The organism is Vibrio nitrifigilis, assembly GCF_015686695.1.
GTDB lineage: Bacteria > Pseudomonadota > Gammaproteobacteria > Enterobacterales > Vibrionaceae > Vibrio > Vibrio nitrifigilis.
The window spans coordinates 787,546-812,392 of the sequence record NZ_JADPMR010000001.1 but is presented as its reverse complement, the minus strand read 5'-3'; the positions used below and the strand labels follow the sequence as shown (position 1 = coordinate 812,392).

Below are 24,847 nucleotides of genomic sequence, written 5' to 3'. Positions count from 1 at the left end.
GTACTATTTCCTTTTATTTTTTATAAGGATAGTACTTTCTGTTGATTCTAGAGCCCAAAAGCAACGTTCAATAAAAGCATTCCGTGCCCCAAGTCTAATTTCGATGGGGCTAATTCGCTTTGCTATACCAATATTGTTTTCAGCAAAGGCATGCTGTGCTGTTAGGGAATTATCCCTTAGCTTGGGTAACTCCAGAAAATGAAAGCCATTTGAAACAGGCAAGAGAGTATCATCATTAGATAACAGTTTTTCCAACGTTTCTAAGCTTTCAGGCTGGTCCGAATGTGGCACTAACCAAGTTCCAGAACCTGATAGCCCTTTGACTATATGAAGGAGTTCAGAGGTCGAACCAAACGTCTTTAACCAACTTACTCCCCGTTCAATATCAGGTTGAAATAATGCACCACCGGCGAAATTATTAGGGAGCGCCGCCTTTAACTGATTAATGTAATCTGACAGTCGACCGCCGGTGCTGACTTTAATCACCAAGTCAAATTCAAGGTCTGCATACTCATCTCGAATAATAGTTGTGCGTTTCACTGGTGATATTTCACGCTTCTTCGCCAATACACTGGGTTCGGTTAACTTTGCTGTCGTTTGCATTACCTCATCACGTATAAAAACAGCAAATTCATCAAAACTCACATTCTCATCATCCTCAAACAATAATTCTTGGAAATCACGTTGATATCGATGAACAAAGCCCCAAAATACCGTTAACGATGGCGATCCCATCAAATAAGGGCAACTTCTAGCATTTGCATCAAAAACGCGCATTGATGACAAATAAATATACTGCTCTCTTTGTTCTGTTGTGTGCGTGAGTTCAGATTCTGGTCGGCTAAGTTGTTTTAGCACCCAATTCAGCTCGATTTTAAGCACTCTCATCAACTTCGGGTGATAGGCAAAGCGCGATGAAAAGCGATTGCTTTGTAAACTCAGATGCACTCTCTGATTAAGCTCTGATGCTAGTTCCTTAAATTGTGCCTCTGGAATGGTTAGAAATTGTTTTACCAGCGGATCAGCAATATCCATGGAATGTCGGTACGATTCTGTCTCTAATTGCTCTCTTAATTCAATCAGAGGAAGTAACCAGCGTGCTATCTGCCGTCGAATGATCTTAAGCTGATATTTCCTAACATGCTTTTGAGCTTTTCGATCATCAAGCTTCTCAAAACCAATAAGATGAGCCAAAACAAAGCCAGTCTTTTTCGATGTTAACTGGTAGTCATCAAAGTAGTGTTGTGATTTTTCCCTACTTACCAATAATGTCCGCTGTGAGTCTTTACGAACACCGATAGGATAGTTCAGCACATTGACGTGCCCCCCAAGAGCACCACATAGATTGCCAATACTAGCAGGGTTGGGATAGTTCATTGTTTTAAACCGAAACGAGGAATGCTTGTCTCTAGCAAGAACTTCCAGTTGTTGCTGCATTGCATGACTGACTACTGGTGTTATAGATAGGTACTCACCTCGCCATGGAAAACGAACTTGTTTACTAAACTGACTTATTTCCGTAGGCAATTCACTTTCCGGTAAACTTCGTTCACAAATGGCTCGCAGTTGCTCTTGTTTCTCTAATGACAAACCCATCTCAACCAAAAGCTCTGACCATAATTCATTTTGATTACGGATGAGATTAAGCACATTCGCATTACTTCCCCGCCAAACAAAGTTATTCAGTAGCCAGATGGTGTGTTTATACTTTGCAGAATTATGAGCCCAACCCAATTGAGGTAATAACGACTGGCTGGTTAACGTTACTTCATTACTAGGTATCGGTGTAGCCAATATGCGTTGGTTTGCTACGCGGCAATCTGGAAATTTAAGATTATGCGTGTGATACCATTTAACTTCCTCTTCCGCAGTTTGCAGATTTTTCTCGTCGGAGAAGTACTTCATGGCCCTATCCATGTCGAGGCAATCCTTGCACGTTGGAGTACTCAAAGACAGGTTGAGCAATACAGTGAGAGCTTGCCTTTCATCCCCATCAATCTGAATCGGAGCGGTATAAGGCATAAACGACTTTTTCAGTTGGCTAAAGCGCAACTTTGGATCTTCTAATTTGATAAGGTCCTGCAATGTTCTCATAACTTACCACTCTGGTAGAAAGTTAACTGCTCCATCTTCTTCACTAGTCATCTTCGCCAATTTGAATTCGATAATGCTGCGAAGTGTAAAAACGGATTGATGGTTCTCCAGTTTACTGTGTAATTTGGGTTTGATTTGTGCTTTAAGCTCACCAAATTGATAGAGGTGAATAATCTCTTCAGATGTGCAAGAGAGTAATGCGGCGGCTTCTAGTGGGCTAACAAGGATATCGGCAATGTTGGATGACTTGGATCGAGGATAATGGCTAACTAATGAAGTGAAATATTGCACAACGGCAAGTAACACAGGATTCTTGCTTAACTCACGGTAGGGCAAGCGACAGCACTCTTTGAGTAATTCTCCAAACACCTCTCTAAAATACGCTTTATTCCAAGGCAACGTTCTTATTAAGTCGGCTTTATGAACGATGCTATCTAGGTCTTCATTAAGACGTTGAGGCCATGTCTCACAACAATTAACGAAATCATCAAAGGAAATATCTTGTGTATCCCCGAAGCGATTAACGTACCAAAGCAAAAAGCCAAACCTACTCGATAGCGATAGTTTATGGCTGAGTAAACCTAACTGTGAGGCCTGCGAACCCGCCAGCCATTGAGCCACTATCAGCGCAGACTGTTCCGGCTTTTCCGCTTCATACGCTGTGAACCTATATCCACACTCACAAGACTCAATCAGTTCGGATTGTTGATAAGAAATTGTTTTTCCACATTGGGGACATTGATGGACAAGTTTACATTGGTGCTTATGGCAAACCTGATAAGGCATGAAGTGCCATAGCTGCCGAATATAGGGAGCTTCTTTCAAACACTCAGGGCAAATGGGAGTACTATTTTTACGCAAGAAAACATAGGGGTAGTCAATACCAGCACGATGAAGGGCTTTTTTTTCTGGTGAAAATAGTGCTTTAGAATTGGCTAACGCTAGCCGCAAAATGCCAAAATTATCTAGACTAAATTGCTTTTCTAAATCAAGTAGAACACGAACCCGCATCTGGCTGGTTGTTTGAGCTTTAAAGAGATTAATTCGACTCAGTTCAAACGGGAAAGCACCGGGAGTAGCATCATGCTGCAACAGAGTATCATGCCAAATATCTTCAGCAAAATGAGCAAACCGCTCATAGCCGCGATACTTACTCAACCGCAGCAAAAAGCTCTCGAGTGATTCATCTCTGTAAAGTTCGATTTCCGTGTCCATTGTCAACCTAAAACTTAGAATATCTAAGTTTTAGTATTAACTATGAGCAGGAAAAATCAAGGAGTTAGTTTGAATAGTGTCACAATTTTACTTCTCGCACATAGGTGATAAAAACAGAATTGTGTCATGACATAATGTATTTGCTTAGTTCAATGATCAAAAAGAGCACCATAATTGATGATGCTCTTGTATTTTTGGGTTCTAGCTTGCTTATCCAGCCACTTTCTTTTCAATCTGACTTAGCAGGTAAAAAGAGTCTGAGACTGTATCTTTGTATTTACTGAGGCGTAACTGCTCATAAAACGCTAAGCATTCGTTTAAATGCTGTTCGTCAAAAGAACTTTTAGATATTGCTTTCAAAGACGCAAACTTTATTGCAAGAGCTTCAGCTTGCTGACTAAAAAAATCATAACGCTCATATCGACGAGTATAGCCGAATGTGCGATCTGCCAACATAACTGAAAGTGTAACAGTACCAAATAGAACAATCCCACTAATAAACGAGTGCGCTTTATTTTCGAAAATAATTACACAGTAAAACAAACCTATAGTGATCACCTTTAGCACTAGAGACCACAGGACAATTTTTAATTCTTTATGACGGGTCCGTTTGCTATAAGTGGACCAAATAATGATGGAAATTGATACTACTAGTACTAAGACTCCATACCACGATAGCGTGAATGGACTTAGCGTGAATAGACTTAACTTAGCAAGAAATTGGTCCATCTGCTCCGGTGATACTGCTTTTATTGTTGTCATCAGCAAGCTGATAAGGAAAAGCACCGTGACTATTCCGGCGTATACAGGAATACGGCGCGAAACATAACGTTGCCACTCAGTTTCTTGTGATTTCTTTTTTAGATAAGTCGATTCCTCATCCATCAATTTGATAATGTCGTCAAAGCTTGTGAGTGTTTTAATGTCTTCTGGTTGCATTTACTAAAGATCTCCTTATGAGGTCAGATAGTTTCAAAAACAGGTAAGTGGTTTCTTTGAAATTGCTCAATACCAAATATTCTAAGCTCTTCTAGCCAGCGTTCCGCGACAGTTCGGCCAATGCCTAAATCTATTGATGCCTCTCTGAGCAACAGAAACTCAGTTCTCAATGTCGTTGGCATAATGCCGGGATCGTCGGTATTTATTAGTACGCGTACTGGGCCTCGGCGCATTCCATAAAGGTTAGCCGGTTTTCCTGGCTCTAATACTGATTCGTCTGGCGGGCACCAACGAAAAATCGGGTGTTCGGCGTAGGATTTTAATCGTGCAATATAGACATTGGAGGTCGGGTTGGCTTCAATAATAAGCCCAAGCTTATCGTACTCCGTTAGAAGCCAGTCTTGTAGCGCATGCATAAAATCCAGCTCGGCTGGAGTATCGACATCTTCCAAAATGTTTTCATTATTCTTACGGCCAGAGCTCTTCGTATGAAATCCTCTATTAGCAGCAGCTTCATCGCCCATACGCACAATCACTAAAGGCACTTCTTTTACATTACTCAACCAAGTATGGCGAGCGTGATATAGCCGACTTGCTAGTGTGTGACACTCGCTCAATTCTAGATGATCAGGCAAGGCATACAATTCTCTGGAATCTATCGGCCAAGAACCACTCAAGGATTTCAGGCGATAATGGCAATTACGCCTCAGCCACCAAGCCTGATACAAATCTCCCGGCGTTGCGTTCCTCAAAGACGGTATATCAGAAACTTCAGCTTGATTTTTAGACTGGTTCTCATTGTCGTCTGTGGCTTCCATCCAATCCGGTACCTGCCACCAATACGACTTATGCCAGAAATGCGCAATGCGTCGTTCGAACAGCGGTAATACTTGCTGTGCCAATGGCAAAACACCACTCAAGATACTTGCGTGATGCCAGAGCCACACAAGATTATCCAGATGTTCATCCAGAGGCAGCATCATTTCGCCCTGCCGTGCAGCCCACTGTTTTGGCATGATGCCAAGTGCCAGCGCGTGACCTAATCGGTCACCCTCTCGCATTTCACAAAAACGTACTGTCTCATCAATATGGCGCATACCTGACGCTGGATGAGCGTAATCCTCTCCAGCATGAATGCTTAGATGAAATCCTGAACTTGCTCGCTCACCATCTGGCCGTGATTTAAAGCCACAGCGTAGCCATCGAAGTACAGGCGCAAACCACTCGATTTTTAAAGCATTTTCATCTCCTGCCACATCCAGCCCACGAAACCATCTAGCAGGCTGAAAATGGAAATTCGGATTCAGTTTTCCCCCCATAAACTCGGAAGCATTCCAACCAGAAGTACTTTCTAAGTTGCGTACCAGTTTTTCAGCTTCTTGCCACAGCCTTTTGCAGTCCGGTCTAGGGCGCTGGTTTTGTTTGTGCGCCTGCGAGCGCGAGAAATGACCACAAAATTGCCAACGTTCTAGAGCCTGCATTGTGGCCAAAGCCTGCATATCGAGCTGAATATCAGACTCACCAAAGATATAAGGCGGTTTTGGTAGGGATAAGTCAGAAGTCGAAATCAAACCACGAGCAATTTCACCAACTAACTTAGGTTTGAATGCCATCGGTCCAGACTTGATCTCCGCAACATCAGCCTTAGCAGGCCACACTCGGCGGATATTATCATGACCTTTTGAGTGACGTTGCAGTACTGAATTAAAAGAACGTTCAGCAAAACGAGTTAACCCTTGCCCGTCCATGATCAAACTTCGGCGTAGCTGATTTACCGTTTGCCAAAAACACAAGATAGCTGCGCGTTGATCCGGATGGGTATCAAACTCAATATAACGCTTACAAAGATAGAAATTTAGCCATAGCCAGCGATTAGACTCGCCAAGCCCCATAGCCGTTGCGAACTGACCTATCAACCAATCTGCACTACCTACGCTTGCAGCATGAGAACTGGCAGACAGCAAATTCCAGTCTGGCTTATGATTGGACTCTTGCATAGCAATATTTAGCCGAGCCCAATGTTGCAGCCCATCTTCCTGAGAGCACTGCTGTTGATTAGGTTCCAACAAGAGTATCAGCAATTTCCGCGCACGTTTCAACAGTGGTTGCAGACTGTCACGTTGTTCTTTCTGCCACAGAGTTGACTTTTCACCCAATATCAACTCACTATCTTCAAACAAATAATCATCAAGAATCACACTATCAGCGGTAACACCCCAAAAATGTACATGACCCTCAGCGAATGGCAGTGATGATTTGCTCTGTGGCGAGAAAAAGGGGGGTTGGGCCGATACAACGCGTCGAATATCATGCGCCTGAAGTAACGGCATCTCATTAAGCCATTGAGCTAAGTGCCAACCAGCTAATAGCGTCGGGTCAATTCCTGCAGCGAGACGTACATAGGCCTGAACTTCTCTCTCGCGATAACAGAGTAAATCACCATTGCGCTGCATCAGCCGCTGCTGTAATTCGTCCAGCCAAGGCAGGACTGGAGTCAGTAGCAAATGACCATCGACTAAATGGTCCATAAGTTGGCGCACATCGGTCAAACGGTGTTCACGTGGATAACGTGTCTCCACCCCTTCAACCAGTAAATGGTAAAAATCATCCTGCAACAATTGCCAACGATCTGAATCCAAACCTTCAGCAGGATGCTGCAATAGCTGCCACAGTCGAGCGGACAATCTTTCATCACCGAAAAAACACTCAGCAGCGTGTTCAGTTAGGGAACGCTGGAGCATTACTCATTATCCTGCTTTGGATCTGTAGATGACTGTTGTTCGGCCCCACCTACCCCATTTGCCACCCCAGAGTCAACAGTAGACTCGTGATTCAACAGCTTTGATGATTCGATTTTGTCCAGCTCTGTGCAAATTTCTGTAAACATAGCAGTACTATCATGATCACTATAGCTTTGCTGCATATATTTCAGAATTTGATCACGCTTGTCTTTCGACTTAGTCTCAGCAGCCTCCTTGATAGTCTTTTTAGCCCTTGTTCTCTTGGAAAGTTCCAATTCTTCCAACATGTAATGCCAATCAGCATTCTTGTTTTCCGCTTTACCTTTAGAATTATCTTCAGGCTGTTTTTCCTTATTTTGTGCATCAATCAAGCCCATTACTTCATCGATCAACGTTCTCAATGGGTGATAAGCCAAAGCATTAGTAATTGTTCTGGTTTTGTCTCCAAATTCACAACGGCTATTGGCAAGGTTTGCTTTCTCTTTATCAATATCGCTTTCATTTGAACCTTTAGACTTTCCTCTACTACGAATATGCCCATCATATGGAGCAAGATGACCAATATTCATTTTAAAATGGTTCTGCTGCTCAAAATTGGTCGCTTTACGCAACGCATCACTTGTAACCAGTTCAGGCAAACCAAACAGACGACCTTTCTCAAAGCTGCCAAATGCCGACCAGGTTGCATAAAACACCAGACCTGCCTTGTTCAAAACCACTGCCAAATCACTTTCTCCATTCCCATGATTACCATTATCAGAAACCATAGAGTAAACCTTTTCGAAGACCTTATAGATCAACCAAGGCGATGGGTTTAATAGCTCAATTGCATGTTCTTTACGCCAATTTGAAATTGCCACCACCAGTTGACTAAGTGCTTTGTCAATAGGAGTTACGGTATTGTCTTCAAGACCTTCCTCGAAAATATCGTCTTCTTCATTAATACCGTTCTGACCTGAATTAGCAATATCTTGTGCTTGTGATTTAGCAGAGAAGAATGGAGCTGAGTAAAGGATACGCTGCAAGTCGACCAACCTCACTTGACCAAGTAGGCTAGTAATAATTAGTTCGAAAATACGTCCAATATTCAGTACAAAAGTACGACTCGTTGGAGTATAGAAATAATACTCTGCCAGCAAATTCAATAATAAACCGGCATTACGAGAGAGTTGTTCACTTGAAGATAATCCCTCTGGGATCTTGCCAAGCGCAACCAGCCAGTCCTTATTATCTACTTTACGACTGTTAGTAAGCTGCTTTTGCAAATCGCCATTAATGTTACACCCCACCTCAGCTAGCGGGTATTGCAGGATAGTTTTAACTCCTAACAAGTCGCGAAACCATACATTCGGCAGTTTTTTGCTAAGCAAATCTTGCCAATCAGACAAGTTATGATTTCGTTCAAAATGTTGGTAGCTCACATTACCATGCATACGCGGTTGGAATAATGGCGTGTCAAAAACACTACAACTAGGTTGCCCCACGGCTGCATTTTGCCATTGCTGCCAATGCCGCTTTGCCAGTAAAACTAGATATGCAGCGCCCCCCGTAGATTCATACTTGAAGTGTTTTTCTAAACTTGATACCCATGCAACGTGATCGACATTTTCCTCACTTATATCTGAATTTGAAGTAGGTGATGTCTTGGCTAGTTCAGCAAACTGGGCATATGCAGAACCATATTCACGCTTCTCGTCCTTATGTCGTTTCAAATATTCCTTTTCAAATTCTTCAATCGCTTTTAAAGGGACGTTCGGCATTTGCCATGCTCGTTTTACAGCCAAGGCAGAGACGCCCATTTTGATGATATTTGGCAACGTAGGAATCAGACCCTGACATTGATTTAGTAACTGGGTTAGCGCGCGCATCGATGGAATCGGCAATGACAATTGACTATCGCCTAGGCCATTCACTGGACCGGACAGAAATATTTCCAACCAAGCAATAAAATTACGTAATGGCATCACTTCGTTTATTTCATTATCACCCAAGTAGATATTGCTCTGTTGCCAATAATTGCTAACTGGCGGCATGGTCAAACGTCGTGGGAATGGAAGAATTTTGCGCTGATACTCTGAGGCTAACTCTACAGCCCTTTCATAGGCAGCTTCAGACAAATGCTTAGAATCGTTCGTCAGCCGTCCATGGAAATCACGCCAGGTCACATCGTTGTATAGTTCACGGTCGCCACAGACGATAGGTAACACATAAGGGGTGGCTAGATAACGGCGTACAATTTCGAGGTTTTCAAAAGCACGATTCAACGAAGTATCAACATCATCAATAGGCAAAATTAATAGTTTTTTCTCCAACAAACTCAACACTTCACGGAAGAAATCTTGCACACAGTCGGCTAGATTTTCATTGCTGTACATCGCGCGCACCTTGTCCATCCCGTGACGCTCTTTCTGAGTTTCTACAGCCTCCAGAGATTGAGCGAGTTTCTCAAGCGCTAGGTTAAGACAGCGGACTTTGTTCGGGTCTTTTCTTTGAGCCTCTTTAACGTCTTTGTCGTGCAGTACTGCCGCGACAATAATATGGAGAAACAGTGAGTCACAGTCCTCCAGTAGGGTCGGGTCTACTGGTTCGAGGATATGGACATTTTTCAAGACGTCCTGCTCTTTAAGATAGCTCTTTAAGTTGACCAGTACAGCGGTCTTGCCAGTCCCGCGAGCTCCGTCTATCGAGATAGCACTGTGTTCTCTCAGTTCATTCAGTGATCTGCCATGAGCGGCATCTACCTTCTCTACCGCTTCAATAATCAACTTTGCCAACGGCTCGTAAACCTCTTTACGAGGAAGCAGGGTGTTTGCTTCTGGCAAGACTGCAGACTCACCGGCATTGAGGGGGATGTATAGCTTGTTCTGGCTCATAAATTGCACCTAGCTAGCTGATTTTTATATAGGAAATGTTAATTCATTCTATCACGATAAGCACAAAGCGCACTTAGTATCATGTGACTGGTTTTGCATAAACAAACACTTACGCGAAGTGATTACCAACAAATAACTTCGGAGCCACTTATTTATAGGAAATCTCGCTTAGGTAGTAATCTTAAGCTGCTGATAAGGAAAGATTAGGTTATTTCTCATTTCCTGCTCATTGCCCGATAATCATCAACTAAACGCAGCAATCACTCTCTGTTTAAACGTTCCCATGAGCACATATTCTTGTTGCGAAAGATGGGAGTCACCAAGTTCTTCCCCATTCCCAAAGAGCTCCCAAGAGAACGTCGATCGACTTGATGCTGTAGACATTCCACCCGATGATATTCCTGGTGAACTAACAGCAAATTCGACTTCAGTATTGTTGTTTTCAACTTCAGCTAAGTTAATAAACTGGCAAGTTTCTGGAATGTCTTGCTCGATACGCTCAGCAAAACCCACTAATGATTCTTCTGCAAACGTATAGAGCCATGCTTCTTGTTCTTGCTCTCCATTAGTTCGCAAAATTCGGCCGAGTACCTGACGAAAATAGAGCTCGGTTTTTACTGCGCTGAGATGACAACAGACTTGCAGCCTAGGAATATCCGTACCTTCACTGATCATTCCAACGCTAACAATCCATTGGCAGTCGCTTTCACGAAAATGATCTATCGTTTGAAGTGGGTTATCGTGCTGATAAGTCACTATCGTTGCCGTCTGTTTAAAACGGTTCACTAACATGCTTTGTATCTTCTGTGCATGTTTAACAGATGCAGCAACAATCAACCCTCCCGCATTTTTATTAACTTGCCTAATCGTGGCTAAACGCTGGCAACCTAAAGAAATTAAGTAACCCAATGCCTGCTCATTCTGAATGATGTCCTGATATGAGCTACGAGATTGTTTAAGCATTTCAACGATAGAAGAAAATGACTTTCGCTGAGCCCCTTCTGTTATAGTTAGATTGTCGTTATCGACCAAAACCAGTTTAGGGACTCGACACACTTTCTCGTGTATGGCTTCTCGCAAGCTGTACTGATAGTCACAAATAATCTGCCCTTCAGGATTGGTGTAGCTTGCCAAAGCAATTGAAGCTTTATCAGACCTCCATGGTGTTCCCGTCAAGGCCAAGGTATACTCTGCTTCATGCTGAAGTTTAGAGACGATTTGTTCACCCCATGAATTACTTCGACCATCTTCATCAGCAGCACAATGGTGTATCTCATCAAACACTGCCAACACACGATACTTGCGAATGGTTTTCCAAAATCCATCGGATTGATATTTGAGGCTTTGGTAAGTATAAGAGCAGCCCATCTCACCTAAGCTACCGCTAAATTGGCAATCCAGCTTCCAAGAGAAAGTAGACCTCATGTTTTCTGCAACAGAAATCGATGGAGAAAAACATAAAACCAGATCAACGTTGCCCATATCAATTAGTGCTTTTGCCAATTCAGCTGCCATGACCGTTTTACCAGCACCAGGTGTCGCCTGACACAAAAAATGTCGTTGTCCAGATTGGTATTTTTCGATAGCCGCTTTAACGCAGCCTTCTTGCCACTCTCTTAACACGTTGAGGTTCCATCTTGCTCAATCGATGCAATTAACGCATTAACTGCGTTCATCTTTCCTAAGATGGTCGCTGCTTTCTCTTTAGCTGCCGAATGCAGTGGAAATAGGAGTGTTGAACGATCAGGAAAGCGTCCCAGTAAAGCTTTGTACTCTTCCGCTTCAGCTAACGAAATAGCTAACTCGCCTTGATATTGGTTACGTTCTTTGATCAGAACAATATGGTCATCAAGTCTCTTAGTTGGCGGCTCATTTGATTCATGCTTGATTCTAACTGACTTAGGTTTAGATTGTTCAGATCTCACTGAAAAGTCTGTTTTGTGGAACAACTCAGTCTTCTTAAACCGCTTTTGCCTACCCGTTCCCAGTATGACCAAATATCCTTTTGAAGCTAAATGATGAACTTGCCTATGAACGAACTTTCTTGCTTCGGTTTCGTCACTAAACCGATCCGTCGATTTTAATAATTCATCCCTAGCTTGAAGGATAGAAAAGCTATCCATGTTCTTTTCAATCAAAAGGTTATACATCGGTTTTAATAACTTCGGTGTTTTGTTCATCACGACTATCTTTAGCACTTAAAAACTTAGGATTGCTAAGTATACAAAAATAAGTAAAACTTAGACAATCTAAGTTATCTATAGGTACTGAAAAGAATGTCTAAGTGGAAAACCCAATCCCAGCGAGGCTCAAAGCAGCACGTAAAAAAGCCAAGATCACCCAAAAAGATTTGGGTGTAAGAATTGGTATGGAAGAAAGTTCAGCAAGCGGTCGAATGAACCATTACGAAAAAGGTCGCCATGTACCCGATATTGGTACATTAACCCGAATGGCAGAAGAGCTCGATGTGCCCCTGAACTACTTTTTCTGTAAGGATGAGATGTCTGCTGAACTTGCGTGCTTGATTGATAAGCTGAGTGCAGAGGAGAAACAGGAACTATTAGAAAAATTGATTGAGTCTAGGTAAGGGTTACCCTAATAGCGCCGCTAACGGCATATCTTGAAATAGCTGTTTAGTAAATTTGATTTCCCCACTTTCAGGGTCAATGATAAATCCTTCGTACTCTATAACCTGCGGTATCAATAGGTTATCGATATTGGTTGTAAATGGATTAAGAACATCAGGGCCATTAATTGTTTCGAATGCCAATACAAAGTCTTCATTGGTCACTGCTGATTTACCTGCTAGTAAAGCGAGTTCTAATGCATAACCAACTAACTCTTTAATAGCTCCAAGCATACCTTTGGTCGCTGCTAGTAATCTCATCGCTGTATCCATATCCGAAAGTTCCGGTTCAACTGGAATTGGAAGTTGCTTTTCGAGCTCTTCAAGTAAATCGATGTATACGTCTACTGATGATGCGGATGTGATTCGAATATATGGTAATTCTCTTTTGACCATAATTCGTCTATCCCACTGAGAGTCTTCCAAGATAAGTTTAGCAGTCGGAATTCCTATAAACACGATAGGTAACCGGCATTCATCACTGATCATTTTGAGCCGGTCACGAATTTTTTGTCTTTCTTTGGTAGTAGCACACTCAAATAATTCTTGAGCTTCTTCGATAACTAAGAGCTTAAGATTGGATTTTTTAACACTGTTAATGAAATAATCCTGTAAGCCAATTTCAGAACCTTTCGAACGGGTATTATGAGGAAGACCTAACTTATCAATCGCCCAAATCAATGTTTCGATAAAGCTCGGTCTGACACGAGTCACCAAGACTTCATTATCATTAAAATGGTGTTTTAGATAATAGTTAATGAGTGATGTTTTACCTGCCCCAGTGCCACCAGTTATAAGCATCGATGGCGTAAAATTGCCAAATTGACTACGACGTACAATCCAATCAAGGCCATCGAATATCTGTTGCACATCTGGATAAATAACGAATGAATTGTGGTATTGAGTTAGTAATTCATCGACAACAATTTTTTGTTCACCAGATAGATTCATTCTTTAGACCTTTTCATCGCTTTACGTTTATTCCAGAGCGATTTGAGATTGTCCACAGGAGTAGGCTCGTCAAGGTTTTCATCTAACGGCTTATTCTTGTTTTCTAAAGCATTCTGTATGGACATAGGTTGCTCATTTGATATACCTGAAAGAGCTGCCATTTTCTTACCATGTTTGGCTTTTTTTGCTCGACTCTCAACCGACATTAAAGAAAGGTGCTCTTGCTCCGTTTTAATACGTTCATGAAGTGCTTGCCGAGCTTTCGCTAATGATAAAGAATCCACTTGGCCTTTTATAAAATCACGATGTATTTTAGTTATGCGAACATGCTCACTTAGTGACAGATTCTTTGTGTATCCCAAAGGATCATATTTGCAGGGAACTTCGATGTATCCTCCGATTTCCTCCAGATAAACGAATATGCTAGACAGATCATCGGGGTCAATTTTTATAGTTTTTTTACGAGACTCTTTTGTTTGTGGGTACTGCTTCCGATATTGTTCTAACGCCACATTGTCATACATTAAGTGCTTATATTTTATACCTTTAGTTGTCACAACGCCTTCATGAATAACTCCCATAATGATTCGAAACTGCTTTTCATCTCGGTCACTGAGCGCCGCAGGTGGCAAGGCTTCTTCACTCTTTTTCCAATGGTAATTGGGAATCTTCGTATTCCGAGAATCAGGGGAGGCATTATGAACATCAATAATCCAACGGTGTAGCTCTTCAACAAAACTACTAAACCGCATTACGGCGTCTTTTTGTGGGTCATACCGATCTTTTTCCAATATATTCGAAAAAGTTTTTCCCGGAACCCATCCAACAATTCCCTGAATAATTTCTAAAAATTTCCTTTCAACCCGAGGCTTTTCCCACGGTTGCCCCACTTTACAATACTCAACGTGTATTCCAGCTTCCATACAGGCTTGATCTACGCTTTTTGACCAGAACTCAGCTCCATTATCAACAACCAGTGTTTCCATTTTCCCGTGGCATAACCAGTCATTAGTGAGCTCAATATTCAAATCATGAACATAGTCTTTGCTTTTTACTGAATGGATGATCGCTTTAGCAACAGATACATAGCTAGGGGGATTGAAACCAAGATGGAAACCAATAATACAGCCACTAAACACATCGACCAGTAACGTCAAATAGGCTCGACCTAAAGGTATCAGTAAGTCATCATCAAGAAGGATTAGATCGAGTGGTGTATGGTCTATCTCTACACGTTCCAATATTCTTGAGGTTGGAACCGATGATTGGTAATAGTTGAAAAGCTTGTTCGCATAATTTTGACCAAATCGTTTTAATGCAACTTCATAAGGAGGAAGTTTTTTCAATCTTTCTTTAAACGCCTGATAACTAACTTTGGATATTTGACCGGAGATAATATTGCTGTTTTCAATTTCGATTCTGTCGCAGTAAAACTGATATGCTTGTGAATAGTTGGGTCTTTTTGCATCAAGGAAACGTTCAGTGGCTTCAACAAAAAAAGCTTCATCATCAATAATACGTTTGGTTCTATTTCCTTTTGAGTGATTGTGATCAACTAAACACACAATGTTTCCATCGTTCTCACAAAAGGATTTATACCAACGAATAACTGATTTGTAACTTGGCCGTTTGATCGATAAGTTGGGACTGTATTTATCAATTAAAGGGTTAATATTTTTAGGTGTCCAACCACCAGATATCTCTTTAGCGACAGCAGAAATAAGTTTGTATCGCTCCAATGCCTTATTTTTCTGTTCTTCAGAAAAAGATGACAGGTCTCGTTCATGAATAGTAACTGAATCAAGTGGTTGGTATTGTTTTCGAGCTAGCTTAGCCTCAGAAGATGCATCATATTCGGCCTGAGTATCATCTGTTATGGATTCAAACTCATCATCAAAAGGCATGACCATTTCAATTCACCGAGATCACAGACATCTCATTAATTGCAGAATCTAAAGGCACATTAACTCTGCCTAATCCAATTAAACGAAAGACGACTGCTATCACTTCACCAATCGATAGTTTCAGGTTATACGCCAGCGAACGAATACACATTCTTCCTGCAACACTCAACTCCTCAACAATTTTTGTTGAGGACAAGCTGAAATCCACTAGCCCACTATATCGATGTATTAAGTTAAGGTTTTCTAGATACACTCCATTACGTATCTGCTTATCTGTGACTAATACCAATGGTTTTCCTTGATGCTGTGCTGCGATACGCTTTAGAGCGAAGGAACGTTTGAAATCTTCAGAAAAGGTTTTAGCGAGAGGTTTGACTTCAAGGTAATACTCTGAACCATCTTGGTTTCGGACGAGAAAATCAGGAGTATAGGGACAACGTTTGTTACCTGAAGAATAATAGAAGCCTTCGGGTTGTGATTGGAATGAAATAACGTCCTTTGAGTATTCGAGATGGTAACAACAATCTCGTTCTAAAGAACTTTCACACAAAATGACACTTCGGTTTTTAGAACTCGAAAACTTGTACACATTTTTTGTTGCAGATGGTTTGCGGAGATTTCGAACGTACATAACTTGTCCCTTAACGTTGTAATAAAACAACCAAATTAAGTTTAGGACACTTTATGAGTTTTAAAAGGACAGCTTATGCTTTTAATTGGACACTTTATGCTTTCAGCGACACCAAAATGGGTGGAGGCCCCAGCCACATCCCGGCACACACGTCATTCGCTGTGGCTGCTTCCTTCCGGACCTGACCAGGTTTACGAACTAGTGTTGCGGGAGGACCAGAGCCTCCATAGGTCACTTCAGTATTTTTCGGTTACCGAAGAGTGATGAGGATTATCAATCATCCCATGACTGAATGCAACCCTATCACAAAGAATTTACAGGGTTTGCGATTCAAATGCTTAGCATTTAAACAACCCGCTGAAAATACCAACGCCAATCGTGATATTTAGTGATTGCCCGACCACCCTTGAGCCATATCAGCGTATATTTCCCCTAAGACTTCTTTTAGTGGTATCGTTTTCTTGCGGCTAAACGACGCTCCCAGAGACAACGTCACAGGAAAACTTTGCTCTCGTTCTGAATCAACATAAATAAAGTTCTCAATGCGTTCTATAAAAGTGTTCACGTTATCAGGACTAATAACATCGACTGCAACAAATTCATCACCGCTAAACCGGTAACAGTGACCTGGCCAATTTTTCTTCATCCTTTTAGCCAGTTCTTTCAGTACCTTATCACCCACTTCAAAACCATATGTCTCATTAATTTTCTTAAATTGCTCAATTTCAACATAAACAATACTGATATCTTTAGAAACACCTTTTGCAAAACGGCGACACAAACTATTACGGTTACGTAATTTTGTTAAGGAATCCATGATGAATTGGCGCTGAATCAAATACCCCGTAACAATAAGTAAAATAACCACCATTACTAAATTTATTTGATCATTTTTTTGGTAATGTTTTTGCAGTGCAAGATTAGAACGCCAATCCGGTCGAAAATCGTATTTGGCAACAATTCTAGAGGTATCGATAATTTGAATTGCTTGTGAAAACAGTTTCGATAATTTAGCGCCTCTGTCATTTTTAGTAAAACCGACAGCAATATCAAACTGGCTAAATTGACCGATTAATTTATCCACTTCTAGTGGCAATATTTTCGGTGATTCACGCAGCACTTCAGAAAAGTTCGCCTCAGTTAAAACGATATAATCAACATCGCCATCAAGCAGCGCTTGGATCTGTTTTTTCTGAGAGGTAAAACGCACCAAAGATTTATGAGGCAACATTTGATGCAACATTTCCTCAAAATAATCTTCTTTGATGACTCCGATACGTTCAGAGATCAGTTCAGAAATATCTTTATATGTACCTTCTTTATATCCTTCGCGCTTAATCAGTAATGCCTTAGGATGATAATAACTATCGCTAAAATTCACGATGCTTTTACGCTGCTGCGAAACGGTAATAGGCGCCAATATATCGATTTTATTATTACGTAGATCGTTGAACATACTTGCCCAACTTTCTGATGGTTTACTAATGATTTCACACCTTATCAGCAGCACATCACACGCCTTCATGACGACATCAGCACTGATACCTTCGACATTACCGTTACTATGATAAGTGGCATACTGTGGTAAATTTTCAAACTTAACTTTAAGTGGCAGCTGTAAATCCAAACCACTTTCATTAACAGCTTGACGCAGTGCTTTTCGGCGTAATTCAAACTGATAATTACGCACGGTATGACGCAATATTTCTTGAGACTCCGAAGAATAAAGGAAATGCTCCATCACTTTTAACATTTCTTGATGTTTACCTTTGGTCGCGATAATCGACACAGGTTGAACATGAAGTTCTTTATTCACTAATTGCGCACTGTAGCCGTGTTTTAACATTGGCTTGAGGCTATTTATCGGACCAATTACACCATCAACACTGCCAGAATTTAATAACTTCTGCGCTTCAAATATGCCATGGAAGTATTTGATATGTATAAATGGAAATGTTGATTTTAAACGTTCGTCATAGACAGATTTTTCAGGCACAGCTATGCTTTTCATCGTCTCTAACGGACGAAACTCGCGGCTAAACAAATAGGTATAGTCAATGTTAGTTGGGCTAGAAAAGTCGAATACTTTCGCGCGCTGCTGCGTGAATGTCACATTCGCAGCAAAATCACTGTCTCCAACCTGAACAGAATGCAGCATCGCTTCAAAACTGGTGTACGTTTTGAAGCGAATATCAAGATTAAACTGATGGGCTATTGCGTCGAACATAATGCGCGCAACGACATCATCAGATTGAGAAGCAACGGTGTAACTTTTTTGATTAGGCGTAATATCGGCGTGTACTTGGAACGAACACAAAAGTACAAGCAACCAACCGCTAAGGATCAGTTTATAATGCATGGACGTTGTTGTTTATTTTGTTATCAGTATATTGTGAATGCATTATATAGAAACATCTCAGCAATACCTAAACTAAACACGCCCATATCATTAATTTTTTACACTTATTTGCAAGAAATCGATTTCACGCAACAATGTATTTTGTTTATTGTTCCATCTGTTCTTCATTACTTCGCAAAATATAATCTGTCATCCATGCGGTAACCAGTAAGCACATCCAAACCACAAACACGGGATTGGGTACGTCTAAATCGGGAGATAGTACAAATGTTGCAAACCCAACCGAAGGTAACGTCCAACACAATAACGTGTGCCAACAAAATTCCGTATCTTTAAATGTTGAACGAATCGTTTCCATAGAAGCCATAATACCCACCACTGTTAATGACAAGAGCGCGGAATATTCCAAGCCTGCCATCCACAGAGGTACGACTAAAAGAAGCGTCCACCAACTGTGACCTTTTCTAGGTTTCCAACTGCGCGCAGCCCACCACATGAGCGAAACAGAAACCAATTGAACCACGGTAACCCAAGGTGTGCCGCCTAGTTTCCCAGCCGATTGAGTCACCATAATCCCCACTTCAAGCGTTATGGTAATTAGCGCACAACAAGCAATGACGCCAATATTGCTGCGCGGTGAAAACGCAACCATCAGCAGTGGGAATAACACCCAAACACTCACTGATAAAGACGCGGGTTGATAAGCGAGCGTCATTCCATACGCTGCCATCGATGCCAATAAAACAAATCCTGATATTCCACCTCGTGGTAAAACCCACAAAGCCGGAATCAATAACGAAATAAACGGTATGTCATTACCGCTTAACCCCATCGCTCTCGCACAAACAATCGCCAATAAGGTTGTCATTCCAAATTGAAGAATAGAAAATACCATTTTGATCCCCTGTACCTTTCCTTGGTAAATAATCGTAGTAGGACTTTTTTAGTATGGATCAATTTTTTGCACATATCTTCTATGTTATAGCGAGAATACCCGAAGGTAGTATAACCACTTATGGTGAGGTTGCCCGAATGGCGGGCTTTCCCGGTTATGCTCGACAAGTCGGTAAAGCCTTGTCTAACTTACCAGTTGGCTCGACTTTGCCATGGTACCGAGTTGTAAATAGCCAAGGGAGAATCTCTCTAAAAGGGGACGATCTCTTACGTCAACGTGAGAAACTTCTAGCAGAAGGGGTCGACGTTTCGCCAGATGGAAAAATATCATTGAAGCGATTTCGCTGGGATCCAAATCAGGATTAACTTGCTTAAATCGCATAGAGTGACGTACTGTTTAACAATGTTAGTTTAAAGGAATTTCCTTATTCATGAGCCAAGCCCTTTCAGAATTGTTGGACTTACTGAAGTTAACGCCACACGAAAATGGCACCTACGTAGGTCAAAGTGAAAATCTCGGTTTGCCCCAGGTTTACGGCGGTCAAGTGATCGGCCAAGCATTGTCAGCGGCACGTTACACGGTAGAGAATACTCGCACCGTTCACTCCTTCCATAGCTATTTCCTCTACCCAGGTGATATATCCAAACCTATCTATTACGATGTTGAGCGCCTGCGTGACGGAAGAAGCTTCAGTACTCGACGTGTGAAAGCGATGCAAAATGATCGCCCTATTTTCTATCTAACCGCATCGTATCAAGAGATCAGTGAAGGGTTTGAACATCAATCTGCAATGCCTGAAGTACCTGAACCGGAGAGTTTAGCGTCTGAACGCGATATCGCCTCGCAGATTGCCCACTTATTACCCGAGCCACTTAAAACAACATTTTGTGGTGAACGCCCAATTGAAGTGCGGCCTGTGAATATCGTAAATCCAATTAAGCCAGAAAAAATGGCGCCTAAACAGTATCTTTGGATTCGCGCAACGGGTGAATTACCCGACGACCAGTTAATTCACCAATATTTACTCGGATACGCATCTGACTGGGGCTTTTTAGTCACAGCGCTACAGCCACACGGTGTTTCACTGCTGACCCCAAAATTTCAGGTGGCAACAATCGATCATTCTATTTGGTACCATCGCCCTTTCAAAATGGACGAATGGCTACTGTTTGCTATTGATAGCCCAACTGCCTCAAATGGGCGGGGACTTGTTCGTGGAGAGATTTATCGCCAAGACGGCACCTTAGTCGCTTCTGCGGTTCAAGAAGGCGTGATGAGATTTAAGCAAACGTAATTCGATAAAAAAGTTCTCTTATACCTCTTTACCTTTCCCTAAGGGGAAGCTTTATAGTGAATTCAGTGACAAACTTAAGGAGGAAGAGATATGAGCTGCTGTAACAAACCACCAGCAGGCGGTACTCCGGAAATCGGCCCATTACTGAAAGTATTTGCTGGTTTACTGGTTGTCGTTTTTCTAATCGCTTGGATTTTTGGCTAAACCATTGTTTAGTTAATTTGGATATAAAAGGCCCGCTATTATACCCAAGTAACCTCAAGATGCTGTTTCAGCGAGAATGGTTTCGCTCTTAGGCAAGGCACTGATTTGAAGACATAGTCATTCTACGTTGAAAATCAGTAACACAGCCTAGGAGCGAATAAAACTCGCCTTTCGGGAGCTCATCAACAAACCTATTTCTGCGCTCAATCACGTTGAAAGGGAATAACCATTCCTGCCGTGATTGAGCTTGACCTGGGCTCGTTGATGAAGCTCTGAATCCTGCATCTTGAGGTCATTTGGGGATATTATTGCGGGCTTGCATATTAGAACTAAGCAGAAATACTGAATCGCGCCGTTAACGCGTGTAAATCTTGTGTACGATTTAACAATGAATCCATACCGCGCTCACCTTCTAGCGCCTCTTCCGCAACTTGCTGAGTGATCTCATTCACTCGTTCCATACTGCGGCTGATATCATCCGATACTAGGCTCTGTTCTTCTGATGAGGTCGCAATCTGAGTGCTCATGTCTTCCACTCGTTTAATTGTTTCGCTAATTTGCTCAAACGCTTGTTGTAATTCTTGAGCACGAGAGATAGTCACTTGCGAGAATTGCTGGCTTTCTTCCATTGAACGTAACGATTCATCCGCGCCGACTTGCAAGCGACCAATTAAGGTTTCGATTTCTTGAATTGAGTGGTGAGTTCGACTCGCTAAATTGCGCACTTCATCAGCCACAACGGCAAACCCTCGACCTGATTCCCCCGCCCGAGCGGCCTCAATCGCGGCATTCAGCGCCAACAAGTTAGTTTGCTCAGCCACGCCGTTAATCACATCCAATATTTTACCCACATCATCACTTTGCTGTTTTAGTTCATGCATAGACAAAGTACTGCGTTCGACGTTTTCAGCCAAAGAGCGCATTTGACGCGTGGTATCGTTCACCATTTCATGGCCATCAAATACAATCGTGCTTGCTTCTTGTGTCGCATGCGAAGCTTGCTCTGCATATTTTGCTACTTCAGCGACTGTTGCACTCATTTGATTCATCGCGGTTGCGACTTGTTCACTCTCTTTTTGCTGATTCTGCATACGTGCTGAATTATCTTTGGAAGATTTAGAGAACTGCGATGTGGCAGCACTTAATTCACCCGATAAAGTAGAAATTTCACTGATTAGCCCGTTCAACATTTCAGTCATATGCCCGATGGTGCTTTGCAGCTGTCCCAATTCATCTTTACGTTTTGTCGATACTGTATGAGTCAAATCACCATCGGCAATACGGCGGGCAATTTTTACTGTCTCATTTAATGGCTTGGTGATCATATGCCAAATAATCCAAGCAGCAATAGCACCGAGAATCACAGCAATAGCCGTGACAACAGATGAGGTCACTATCGCTTTGGTTCCATCAAGTTCCGTTTTTTTATTCTGGCTATCGATTAAACGACCTAGACTAGAAAATATTTGCCCCCCTTTATCCTCTACTGCCTTCGATGCCACTTGATAATCACTATTGAGTTTATCGAATCGGCGCACTTTTTCTTGATAAGCAACTATCTGTGATTTCATACCGTCATTAGTGAACAGGCTTAACGCACTACTCGGTAAAGCGTTAATTAACCCTTGAATTTTTTCACCTAATAAAAGTGTGCTGCTAATGTCAATTTTCTCTGACGTATGAGCAAAAATAGCCGTTTCGCTTAAATATCTGCTTAGGTCAAAAAGTATTGTTCGGATTTGTTCTATTTCACTATTCGTGAATGCTTTATCATTTGCAGATATAGCTTCAAACGCCGCTTTGACATCTTTCACACCACTAACATAACTTCTATCAATATCTTGCTTTAATTTATTTTTTTCATTGAGCTTTTTAATTTGCAAATAGATATTATTAACCAATACATCGGTATTTTTTATTGACTGGTCGAATTCATCAAGGTCCTCTTGATCAACGTATAGTTGACGTTCATTCACTAATTCACTTTTCAACTTAGCTAAGATATCTAACGTTGCTTGCTTGTTTTTATCACTATCTTTCATCACATAGTCATTAAAATTTAATTTAGCTTGTGATAGTAAAAGATTCATACTTAGTGCTGCGGATACTTTTTTTCCGCGCTGTTTTACAATATGAAGGCTATAATCTCCGGCCAGCGCAACCACCACAGTAAGAATAAGGACTAAACCAAACCCTACACCTAGCTTGTAGCCTACCGAACGATTCTCGAACCAAGAAATAATGAACGACATACTTTAAACCTTAATTATAATTAGAGGAATTATGCCGAGCTGATGAAGAGGACAAGGAAGAATTGTAATCCGTGCGAATAAACAACCTGACACAATGGCCGGCCATTATATACAACGAATAAACTAATACAAAATAATTTAAAATAACAAATAGTTTTATTAATAAATGTATTTATACCTTATCAATATAACAACAATTAATACAACCATCAGATATTTATATGTTTAGATCAAAATATATTAAATAGGGAGCTCCGTTGTATATTTTAATGACTCCATTGAAAATGTTGAGGTAACATTATTTATTCCATCGATGCTATTAACAAGTTTTTTATAAAAAAGATCAAATTTATTCATATCTTTTGTAATGACTTTCATCATGTAATCATACTCACCCGCCATGCGATAGAACTCCATTACCTCAGGAAACTCTTCAACAGCGCGGACAAAGTTTTGATACCACTCATGTGAGTGGTCATTCGTTTTAACCATCACAAAAGCTATAAATGACAAGTTCAATTTATCTGCATCCAATAAAGCGACCTGTTTCTTAATAACCCCACTCTCTTCAAGCTTCTTCAATCGCTTCCAGCAAGGAGTTGTGGTTAGGTTTACAGCTTCTGCTAACTCGCTCAGTGATAAATTGCTGTTACTTTGCAATAACGACAATAGGTGTCGATCTGTTCTATCTAATTCCATCATCTGACTCATCGGTTATATACCCTAGTAACCACAAGATTAAGTTCTGAATCCTGAGTCTTAAAGTTATTGGGATATAGAAAAATATTCTCCAAACTATCATAAACAAGTAATTGAACAACTACCTTGTTATTTTTGGCGTAATAAAACATCTATCTAGTCCGGATTTTCCAATCTATGTGTGAGTATCCAGCCTGTTCATCTGCTTCTTAACGACCATTAAAAAAGCAACAAATTTGAATAGCTCGCAGGTTTATAGACCAACAGGCATTAATACGCTGATAAATATGGAATTTTATCGCTATGTAAATCTTAGGTTGAGGTCTTAACACATCACTGACAACCTTCTTACAGCCGCTGTTGAAAGGATGACTACCACCTGACTCTCCTAACATTCGTTTGCAGGATAATGCATTCCACAAAACAACAACACATCCGTTTGTATTTCAAACAGAGAAAGGATTAAACGATGAAAAAGTCGATTTTGGCATTGAGTGTATTAACTGTAATTTTGGCTGGTTGTGATGGCAATTCAGATAAAACTGAACCTAAAGCAGACCAACAACCATCAGCTGCTGTTGAACAAAACGCTTCACCTGCGGCATCTGGTGATATTTCACCAAATGTTAATGAGCCAACTAGCTCTGCCCCTACGGCTGTTGATCCCCTACAGAAAAAAACAAGTGATCTAGATTGGCAAGGAAGTTACCAAGGTTCACTACCTGGTGCTGATGGTAAAAATGTGGATACCACAATCACTTTAAATGAAGATCAAACCTTTACCATGACTCAACAGATTGATGGTAAAGATAAAAAGACCGAAGGTAAGTTTGCTTGGTCTCCAGAAGGGACTACATTAAGCTTAGATAACGGGAAAGGAAAACCAGAGCAATATGCTATCGAAGATGGCACGCTCATTAAGCTAGATGCAGCAGGCAATAAAGTTTCTGGTGATATGGCCGCTCAATACGAGCTACATAAAAAATAAGCATCAAATAGCACAATAAGTTGAATGTTTATTAATACATTCATTATTAGTGAATACATGCGCTTATTCATAACAAAAACGCTGGCTAATGTCAGCGTTTTCTAATTTATCAATATTAAACACTATTCTTATTGGTCAGGATCACAGCATGTAAATTGAGACAGTGCACTTTATGAATTTAA

Annotated in this window: 18 protein-coding genes and 1 other RNA gene; 4 read left to right on the top strand and 15 right to left on the bottom strand. The window is 41.2% G+C overall.

All coding sequences use genetic code 11. The features are described from left to right. Positions 1-3 precede the first annotated feature (3 nt). The 7 genes from I1A42_RS03690 to I1A42_RS03660 all read right to left on the bottom strand — a co-directional run bounded on the left by I1A42_RS03690 (position 4) and on the right by I1A42_RS03660 (position 12,042). Positions 4-2,094: a type I-F CRISPR-associated protein Csy2 gene (locus I1A42_RS03690; protein WP_196122692.1), complete on the bottom strand. Its 2,091-nt coding sequence runs from the start codon at positions 2,092-2,094 to the stop codon at positions 4-6. Positions 2,095-2,097: 3 nt separating this feature from the next. Beyond that, positions 2,098-3,309 (bottom strand): TniQ family protein, encoded by a 1,212-nt coding sequence (locus I1A42_RS03685; protein WP_196122691.1) that lies wholly within the window; start codon positions 3,307-3,309, stop codon positions 2,098-2,100. Positions 3,310-3,519: 210 nt separating this feature from the next. Then, complete coding sequence (rdrD, locus tag I1A42_RS03680; RefSeq protein WP_196122690.1) at positions 3,520-4,248, bottom strand: antiviral RADAR system accessory protein RdrD; 729 nt, start codon at positions 4,246-4,248, stop codon at positions 3,520-3,522. A 23-nt stretch (positions 4,249-4,271) separates the two neighbouring features. Then, positions 4,272-6,989 carry an antiviral RADAR system adenosine deaminase RdrB gene (gene rdrB, locus I1A42_RS03675; protein ID WP_196122689.1) on the bottom strand — a complete coding sequence of 906 codons (2,718 nt, stop codon included), beginning with the start codon at positions 6,987-6,989 and terminating at the stop codon, positions 4,272-4,274. Further along, on the bottom strand, positions 6,989-9,862 hold the full coding sequence (gene rdrA / locus I1A42_RS03670) for an antiviral RADAR system adenosine triphosphatase RdrA (RefSeq protein WP_196122688.1): 2,874 nt from the start codon (positions 9,860-9,862) through the stop codon (positions 6,989-6,991). Before rdrA ends, rdrB begins: the two co-directional genes overlap by 1 nt. 243 nt (positions 9,863-10,105) lie before the next feature. After that, complete coding sequence (locus I1A42_RS03665) at positions 10,106-11,485, bottom strand: DEAD/DEAH box helicase (RefSeq protein WP_196122687.1); 1,380 nt, start codon at positions 11,483-11,485, stop codon at positions 10,106-10,108. Beyond that, complete coding sequence (locus I1A42_RS03660) at positions 11,479-12,042, bottom strand: hypothetical protein (RefSeq protein WP_196122686.1); 564 nt, start codon at positions 12,040-12,042, stop codon at positions 11,479-11,481. Before I1A42_RS03660 ends, I1A42_RS03665 begins: the two co-directional genes overlap by 7 nt. Before the next feature lie 104 nt (positions 12,043-12,146). On the opposite strand from I1A42_RS03660, the gene I1A42_RS03655 reads away from it, so the two are divergent. After that, the gene (locus I1A42_RS03655; protein WP_196122685.1) at positions 12,147-12,449 is read left to right on the top strand and encodes a helix-turn-helix domain-containing protein; all 303 of its coding nucleotides are present in this window, start codon (positions 12,147-12,149) and stop codon (positions 12,447-12,449) included. A 3-nt stretch (positions 12,450-12,452) separates the two neighbouring features. On the opposite strand, the gene I1A42_RS03650 is transcribed toward I1A42_RS03655, so the two are convergent. The 6 genes from I1A42_RS03650 to I1A42_RS03625 form a co-directional block, all read right to left on the bottom strand. After that, positions 12,453-13,439 (bottom strand): TniB family NTP-binding protein, encoded by a 987-nt coding sequence (locus I1A42_RS03650; protein WP_196122684.1) that lies wholly within the window; start codon positions 13,437-13,439, stop codon positions 12,453-12,455. Continuing rightward, positions 13,436-15,343: a Mu transposase C-terminal domain-containing protein gene (locus tag I1A42_RS03645; RefSeq protein WP_196122683.1), complete on the bottom strand. Its 1,908-nt coding sequence runs from the start codon at positions 15,341-15,343 to the stop codon at positions 13,436-13,438. The genes I1A42_RS03650 and I1A42_RS03645 overlap by 4 nt, the downstream gene beginning before the upstream one ends. Positions 15,344-15,350: 7 nt before the next feature. Then, positions 15,351-15,974 carry a TnsA endonuclease N-terminal domain-containing protein gene (locus I1A42_RS03640; RefSeq protein WP_196122682.1) on the bottom strand — a complete coding sequence of 208 codons (624 nt, stop codon included), beginning with the start codon at positions 15,972-15,974 and terminating at the stop codon, positions 15,351-15,353. Between the two features lie 124 nt (positions 15,975-16,098). Further along, positions 16,099-16,195: signal recognition particle sRNA small type (gene ffs, locus I1A42_RS03635), an RNA gene on the bottom strand. A gap of 164 nt (positions 16,196-16,359) precedes the next feature. Beyond that, positions 16,360-18,333, bottom strand: coding sequence for a GGDEF domain-containing protein (locus tag I1A42_RS03630; RefSeq protein ID WP_196122681.1), 1,974 nt, complete (start codon positions 18,331-18,333; stop codon positions 16,360-16,362). Between the two features lie 145 nt (positions 18,334-18,478). Continuing rightward, the gene (locus I1A42_RS03625) at positions 18,479-19,228 is read right to left on the bottom strand and encodes a VP0952 family biofilm-associated protein (protein WP_196122680.1); all 750 of its coding nucleotides are present in this window, start codon (positions 19,226-19,228) and stop codon (positions 18,479-18,481) included. 53 nt (positions 19,229-19,281) lie between these two features. Here I1A42_RS03625 and I1A42_RS03620 point away from each other — a divergent pair, with 53 nt between their 5' ends. Together I1A42_RS03620 and tesB are read left to right on the top strand one after the other, a co-directional pair. Further along, a complete protein-coding gene (locus tag I1A42_RS03620; protein ID WP_196122679.1) occupies positions 19,282-19,593 on the top strand; it encodes an MGMT family protein in 312 nt (103 codons plus the stop codon). Positions 19,594-19,658: 65 nt separating this feature from the next. Continuing rightward, entirely contained in the window at positions 19,659-20,522 is an 864-nt protein-coding gene (tesB, locus tag I1A42_RS03615; protein ID WP_196122678.1) for an acyl-CoA thioesterase II, read from the top strand. Positions 20,523-21,055: 533 nt separating this feature from the next. Here tesB and I1A42_RS03610 read toward each other — a convergent pair. Both I1A42_RS03610 and I1A42_RS03605 read right to left on the bottom strand, forming a co-directional pair. Then, a complete protein-coding gene (locus tag I1A42_RS03610; RefSeq protein WP_196122677.1) occupies positions 21,056-22,978 on the bottom strand; it encodes a methyl-accepting chemotaxis protein in 1,923 nt (640 codons plus the stop codon). A gap of 240 nt (positions 22,979-23,218) precedes the next feature. Further along, positions 23,219-23,677 (bottom strand): Lrp/AsnC family transcriptional regulator, encoded by a 459-nt coding sequence (locus tag I1A42_RS03605; RefSeq protein ID WP_196123770.1) that lies wholly within the window; start codon positions 23,675-23,677, stop codon positions 23,219-23,221. A 469-nt stretch (positions 23,678-24,146) separates the two neighbouring features. On the opposite strand from I1A42_RS03605, the gene I1A42_RS03600 reads away from it, so the two are divergent. Continuing rightward, positions 24,147-24,665: a copper resistance protein NlpE gene (locus I1A42_RS03600; protein ID WP_196122676.1), complete on the top strand. Its 519-nt coding sequence runs from the start codon at positions 24,147-24,149 to the stop codon at positions 24,663-24,665. Positions 24,666-24,847: the final 182 nt, after the last annotated feature.

What these genes read in the sequence shown, in the direction of transcription:
- I1A42_RS03690 (WP_196122692.1), bottom strand. Translation starts at nt 2,094, where the DNA reads ATGAGAACATTGCAGGACCTTATCAAATTAGAAGATCCAAAGTTGCGC.
- I1A42_RS03685 (WP_196122691.1), bottom strand. Translation starts at nt 3,309, where the DNA reads ATGGACACGGAAATCGAACTTTACAGAGATGAATCACTCGAGAGCTTT.
- rdrD (WP_196122690.1), bottom strand. Translation starts at nt 4,248, where the DNA reads ATGCAACCAGAAGACATTAAAACACTCACAAGCTTTGACGACATTATC.
- rdrB (WP_196122689.1), bottom strand. Translation starts at nt 6,989, where the DNA reads ATGCTCCAGCGTTCCCTAACTGAACACGCTGCTGAGTGTTTTTTCGGT.
- rdrA (WP_196122688.1), bottom strand. Translation starts at nt 9,862, where the DNA reads ATGAGCCAGAACAAGCTATACATCCCCCTCAATGCCGGTGAGTCTGCA.
- I1A42_RS03660 (WP_196122686.1), bottom strand. Translation starts at nt 12,042, where the DNA reads ATGAACAAAACACCGAAGTTATTAAAACCGATGTATAACCTTTTGATT.
- I1A42_RS03650 (WP_196122684.1), bottom strand. Translation starts at nt 13,439, where the DNA reads ATGAATCTATCTGGTGAACAAAAAATTGTTGTCGATGAATTACTAACT.
- I1A42_RS03645 (WP_196122683.1), bottom strand. Translation starts at nt 15,343, where the DNA reads ATGCCTTTTGATGATGAGTTTGAATCCATAACAGATGATACTCAGGCC.
- I1A42_RS03640 (WP_196122682.1), bottom strand. Translation starts at nt 15,974, where the DNA reads ATGTACGTTCGAAATCTCCGCAAACCATCTGCAACAAAAAATGTGTAC.
- I1A42_RS03630 (WP_196122681.1), bottom strand. Translation starts at nt 18,333, where the DNA reads ATGCATTATAAACTGATCCTTAGCGGTTGGTTGCTTGTACTTTTGTGT.
- I1A42_RS03625 (WP_196122680.1), bottom strand. Translation starts at nt 19,228, where the DNA reads ATGGTATTTTCTATTCTTCAATTTGGAATGACAACCTTATTGGCGATT.
- I1A42_RS03620 (WP_196122679.1), top strand. Translation starts at nt 19,282, where the DNA reads ATGGATCAATTTTTTGCACATATCTTCTATGTTATAGCGAGAATACCC.
- tesB (WP_196122678.1), top strand. Translation starts at nt 19,659, where the DNA reads ATGAGCCAAGCCCTTTCAGAATTGTTGGACTTACTGAAGTTAACGCCA.
- I1A42_RS03610 (WP_196122677.1), bottom strand. Translation starts at nt 22,978, where the DNA reads ATGTCGTTCATTATTTCTTGGTTCGAGAATCGTTCGGTAGGCTACAAG.
- I1A42_RS03605 (WP_196123770.1), bottom strand. Translation starts at nt 23,677, where the DNA reads ATGGAATTAGATAGAACAGATCGACACCTATTGTCGTTATTGCAAAGT.
- I1A42_RS03600 (WP_196122676.1), top strand. Translation starts at nt 24,147, where the DNA reads ATGAAAAAGTCGATTTTGGCATTGAGTGTATTAACTGTAATTTTGGCT.